Annotated in this window: 5 protein-coding genes; 1 reads left to right on the top strand and 4 read right to left on the bottom strand. The window is 35.8% G+C overall.

Translation table 11 applies throughout. From position 1 onward, the window contains the following. From WBM70_RS08245 to WBM70_RS08260, 4 genes are all read right to left on the bottom strand, one after another. A partial coding sequence (locus tag WBM70_RS08245; protein ID WP_424558027.1) for a Lon protease family protein occupies positions 1–2,270 on the bottom strand: 2,270 nt, incomplete at its 3' end. Beyond that, a complete protein-coding gene (gene ald / locus WBM70_RS08250; RefSeq protein ID WP_424558028.1) occupies positions 2,264–3,406 on the bottom strand; it encodes an alanine dehydrogenase in 1,143 nt (380 codons plus the stop codon). The genes WBM70_RS08245 and ald, both read right to left, overlap by 7 nt. A gap of 78 nt (positions 3,407–3,484) precedes the next feature. Then, entirely contained in the window at positions 3,485–3,829 is a 345-nt protein-coding gene (locus tag WBM70_RS08255; protein ID WP_424558029.1) for a TraR/DksA family transcriptional regulator, read from the bottom strand. 45 nt (positions 3,830–3,874) lie between these two features. Continuing rightward, the gene (locus WBM70_RS08260; protein WP_424558030.1) at positions 3,875–4,735 is read right to left on the bottom strand and encodes a universal stress protein; all 861 of its coding nucleotides are present in this window, start codon (positions 4,733–4,735) and stop codon (positions 3,875–3,877) included. A 178-nt stretch (positions 4,736–4,913) separates the two neighbouring features. On the opposite strand from WBM70_RS08260, the gene WBM70_RS08265 reads away from it, so the two are divergent. Further along, a partial coding sequence (locus WBM70_RS08265; protein ID WP_424558031.1) for an HAD-IC family P-type ATPase occupies positions 4,914–5,942 on the top strand: 1,029 nt, incomplete at its 3' end.

Here is a 5,942-nt window from a genome sequence, read left to right on the forward strand (position 1 = left end):
GTCAGGATCTCCATACCTTCATCAACATTCTCAATCGCATATATGTTGAATGTACCTTTTTTTACAGCTTCTAAAACTTCTTCTTTCAACATTAAATGTTTTATATTTGATGCAGGGATTATGATCCCATGTCTCTTTTTACTCTCAGGCAATAGGCATATATCATAAAAACCTTCTATTTTTTCATTGATTCCGCCTACTGCTTGGACCTGGCCATTTTGATTTACCGAACCTGTTACAGCTATGGACTGATCAAGTGCAACTTCACTTAAAGATGAGAGCAAAGTAAATAGTTCTGCACACGATGCACTATCACCATCTATCTTCCCATATGACTGTTCAAAGACCAATGTTGCAGTCATACTTAATGGAAAATCTTTTGCATAAATCGCTGCTAAATAGGCTGAAAGTATCATCATACCTTTATCATGAATAGGACCACTGAGCTTTACCTCTCTTTCAATATTGATAACACCGCCTTTACCCAATCTGGTCAAAGCAGTGATTTTTGAAGGATGACCAAAGGACAAATTTCCAAGGTCAAGTACTGCAACACCATTTATTTGGCCAATAACATACCCATTGGTTTCTATGAGTATCGTTCCTCTCTCTATCGCTTCATACATTTTGTCTTTGATTCTATCTGAACGTTCAATTTTTTCCTCAATAGCAAGATTGATCACAGGCTTGCTGATCATTTGCATTTTTTGCTCTCTTGCAACAAAATCAGCTTCTTGAAGCAAATCACTTAAACTTCCCAAATTTGTTGAAAGCTTTTGACTATCCTCTGCCATACGAGAACTATATTCTATTACTCTTCCTACAGCCTCTTTGTCTAATGGCAAGAGTTCATTATCTTTTGCGATCATTCCTATCATTTTGGCATAAAGCAAACTGTTTTCATCATTTCTACTTGTATCATCTTCAAAATCTGCATTTATTTTAAAGATATTTTTAAACTCAGGATCATAGTTATATAAAAGATAATAGAGAATTCTACTACCAATGAGAACAATCTTTACATTTAATTCTATCGGCTCAGGCTCAAGTGTCAATGTACTCATAAGGCTCAGAGAGTGAGCCAATGACTCTATTCTTATTTCACCTGATATTAACATCCTTTTGAGTCCTTCCCATACAAAAGGCTGCATAATCACTTTTGATGCATCGAGTATCAAATAGCCGCCGTTGGCTCTGTGAAGTGCTCCTGATTTGATAAGATTAAAATCTGTCAGAAGTGTACCCATCTGAGCAATATTTTCAATTTCACCAAATAAATTTACATATGTTGGATTATTTTCATAAACAATGGGTGCACTCTCTTCATTTTTATAACTTACTAGTACATTAACGTGATATCGGTTAAAGATCCCACTCTGCTTTGCATAGTTCATACCCATGGATTTCAGACTATTTTGTGCAGAAATTAAAAAGTCTTGCGAGTTATCAATGATATCTTCTTCAACACTCTCAAGATAAACTTGAACTTTATCATATGCTTGATATCTTTTTTTCAACTCACCTATACTATTGTCCACAGCTTTTTTAGTCATATTTCTTTCAAGTTCTCTGATTTCCTTTTGTTGACTTTTACTCTGTATAATAATATCTTGAACCATATTTTCTAGTTCATTTTTAAATTTCACAATTTTTTCTTGTATCTGGTCTTTATTCTTTGGATCAAGTGCCTGATACTCTTCTTTTGCAAGAATTTTTCCTTCATCACTCATTGGCCCAAGAGTATAACCAGCTTGTGTATAACTGATAGCAATGTGCTCTTTTCTGGCTCTCTCTTTTAATCCCAATAAGAACTTTTCTTTCTCTTCGGTGAGTTTATCAATAATAATTTGTTTTTGGACACGGTATTCTTCACTTTCAAAGACGGATGGAATGACAGTTTGCAGCTCCTCTATTAACTCTTCCATGTCTTTCTTGAGTTGCATTCCCATTGAAGAAGGAAGTTTCAGGTAGATAGGTTTTCTAGTGTCCTCGAAATTATTGACATAACACCAATCTCCTGGTTGTTCCTCATCTTTAGCACGACTTTTAATAAATGTTTCAACTACACTATGCTTGCCACTTCCAAGTTTACCCATAGCATAAAGATTATAACCTTCTTTTTTTATCCCAATGCCAAAACTGATTGCTTTAAGTGCTCTGCTCTGACCAATGATCTCGTCAAAATCTTCTAACTCTTCAGTACTTTTAAAATCAAAAATCTCTAAATTACAATAATTATAGAGTTTGTCAACACCAATTGGCTTTAGCATACATAACCTCCGAACTCAGAACAATTATCAATAATCTCTTTTAATACATAATATTCCATTTGATGTGCTTTTGCAACCGCTTCTTCTGTCACATAACCACCTGCAACATTCACTCCTCTATAAATTGCATCGTCTGTCAAACTAGCACGCTTCCAGCCCATGTCTGCTATCTTCTTGACATAAGGAATGGTTGCATTAGAGAGTGCATATGTAGCTGTAACAGGATAATCTCCCGGCATATTTGCCACACAGTAATGAATCACTCCATCTATCTCAAAAACAGGATCATCATGAGTTGTTGGTCTTGAAGTCTCTATACATCCTCCCTGATCAATAGCAACATCAACCATAACGGTTCCCTTTTTACATAATGAGAGCATTTCTCTGGTGATCAAGTGTGGTGCCCTCTCACCTGTAATATAGACAGCTCCGATAACGATATCTACAGTAGGCAATATCCTTTCTATGTTATGGGAATTTGAATAGATCGTTGAAACATTATTTGGAAGACTATCTTCAAGTGTAGTCATACTATGCTGATTACGGCCCATAATAATCACATCTGCACCCATTCCCGATGCTATCTGGGCTGCGTTCTTCGCTACTATACCACTACCTATGATCAATACTTTTGAAGGTGATACACCAGTTGCTCCCCCTATCAGTACACCCATTCCATTTGTATGTGCTGAAAGAAAATGGCTCGCGACCATTGGTGCCACTCTGCCTGCTATCTGACTCATAGGTTCAAGAAGAGGTAATTTGTTGCCCTCTTGTACAGTTTCATATGCTATGGCGATGACTTTTTTCTCTTTAAGTACCTGTGTCAGTTCTATAACCGGAGCAAGGTGAAGATAGGTAAAGAGTATTTGTCCTGGCTTTAAAAGGTCATACTCTTGTGGTTGAGGCTCTTTGACCTTTAAGATCATTCCACAGATATCAAATATCTCTTTAGGACCTTCTAAGATCACACCCCCAGCAGCCATATAGTCCTCATTGAAAAATCCACTTTTTATACCAGCATCTTTTTCTACATACACTTCATGACCAGCTTCGACAAGTATCCTCACGCCTGATGGGATAATAGCAACTCTACATTCCTTTATTTTTATCTCTTTTGGAATACCAATTTTCATATGAGGACGTCCTTTTTACCAAATAAAACGCTGTAAAAGCCTATAAATACTAGACGATTATACTGATCTATACATCTTTTAATCTTCTACCCCTACTTTGGTTCTTGCTATAGGATTTACTCTCAATCTTTCTACAGGAATGAGTTTAGCACTTTTTTCACATATTCCAAACGTTCCATTTCTTATCTTTCCAAGTGCATGTATAGTCTCTGTGAGTTCATGTTCTTGTTGATGTAAAATAATATTATCTTTGTCACTAAGACTATGCAGAGATGCAAGATCTTCCATATCATTGATCCCGTCATCACTTCCTACACTGTCTAGTTCTGATTTAAGCTGTGCTATATTGTCTTCAATATGAGCTAATTTCTCTTTTAGTATCTTTTCAAATTCATTAAAATCAAGATCATCTCTTTTTTTCATAATTTACTCCTTTCTTTACGCTATATCTCTCTAGATAAAATCAATCTATTGAACATAGACTAGGACATCACTGGATGTCTCTCTTAAAATATACGTTGCAACACTTCCCAATAATGAGTTAACGCCAGTTGTACCTCGTGAACCCATCACTACAAGGTCATATGACCCCTCTTTGATATAATCAAGCAGTGCATCTTTGGTATAGATCTCTCCATCAATTATTTTTCCTTTTTTCACAGACACAGCTTTCATAAAATCTTTTAGATCTTTTTGGGCACAGGATTTAGCCACATCATTATATTGTGAAAGATCACGACCAACTGCTGCGTAAGGGCCTTCCATGTAAATTGTTTCAAAAGCATGGACTATATTGATTTTTGAAGTTGGAAAAATATCTTTAGCAAATAGAACACTTAGCTTTGACTGCCTTTCAAAATCTGTCGGTGCTATTATGTTTTTATATGGTTTTTTTACACTATTCTTAACGATCAACACAGGTAAGTGGCTTTGGTGTGCTACTTTTTGTGCAGTTGTACCTAAGATGCCCTTTCTGCCTTTTCTTTTACTATGTGCACCAATGACGATCATATCTGCTCTAAGTAATTTAGATTCATAGAGTAAGATGTCCTCTGCATTTCCCTCTTTCACCAAAACAAAACATTGAACCTTACTCTCTTTGTTCAACGTTTTTAACTTTTTCTCTATATTTTTTGTGATCCCTTCTGTGTCAATACCTATATCTTTTGAACCAAAATAACTTGGTACAGATAACCAAGGTGTTCGTACTGCATGAACGACGAACAGATCTGCTTTCTGTTCATTGGCCAAATTTAATGCCCTGCTTAAAACATGATCTGACTTTTCATTAATATCTATCCCTACTACAATTCTTTTTAACTTTTTCATAATCTACCTACCTTTTTCAAAATTTCAAGATTTAAACTTGTACTCTATATATCTATATTCTACTATTAAAATCTTAATAGCGCAACTCAAATATATTAATGGAATTGTTAAAATAAAGAGAGTAGAATATATTACTTTTGAAATAAAGTATGTACTATTATATTAGCCATAAAAGAGGTTGAACATCCATTTTCATACAAAAAATATTGAACAGACTTTCAGCATTTTAAAAACAAGTCATTCTGGTCTGACGAGTAATACAGTTCATGAACGGCAAGAGAAATATGGTTTTAACATCCTCCCCTCTGAACCTGACATGTCTCTTTTTGAACATTTTTTCCAACAATTCAAAAGCCCGATAATCTATATTCTACTCATAGCAGCATTCATGGCACTCATTATACAAGAGTATACGGATGCAGGTTTCATCTTACTTGTTTTATTTCTCAATGCCATTATTGGAACCTATCAAGAGTATTCAGCATCTCAAAAAGCAAAACTTCTTCAAAACCTTATCAAAACCAGTGTCATGATACTAAGAGACGGACAGATACAGGAGATCGATAGCAGAGAAGTTGTTACAGGGGATATACTGATCTTTGAACCTGGAACCAAAGTGGCTGCTGATGTTAGAATAACTGAAACAAATAACCTCTCGGTGGATGAATCATTACTTACAGGAGAATCCATTGACGTCAATAAGGATGCCCTCTTTATTAGCGATAATGACACCCTTTTGATCCCGGAGAGAAAGAATATGCTTTTTGCAGGGACCTACATCTCTAGCGGAAGAGCTCAAGGTGTTGTCACTGCTATAGGAAAAGATACTGAAGCCGGCAAGATCGCACAGTTACTTAGTAAAAAAAGTAAAGCCAAGATACCTTTAGTTGAGAAAATGGAAAAACTCTCTTTCACTATCTCCATTGTGATTGCTGTCATGGTTGTTCTACTTTTTGCCATAGGTTTTCTTAAGGGAATGGCGTTTTATACACTCTTTCTTTTCTCTGTTGCCCTTGCTGTTTCTACTATACCAGAAGGACTTCCTGTAGCCATTACTGTTGCCTTGACATCTGCCTCTTTATCAATGTCCAAAAAAAATGTCATTATTCGAAAACTTGCTGCCATTGAAGGTCTTGGAGCCTGTACACTTATAGCCAGTGATAAAACAGGAACTTTAACACAAAACAGGCTCAGTGTAGAGTACTTC

The organism is Sulfurovum sp., from assembly GCF_049668085.1.
Lineage (GTDB): Bacteria > Campylobacterota > Campylobacteria > Campylobacterales > Sulfurovaceae > Sulfurovum.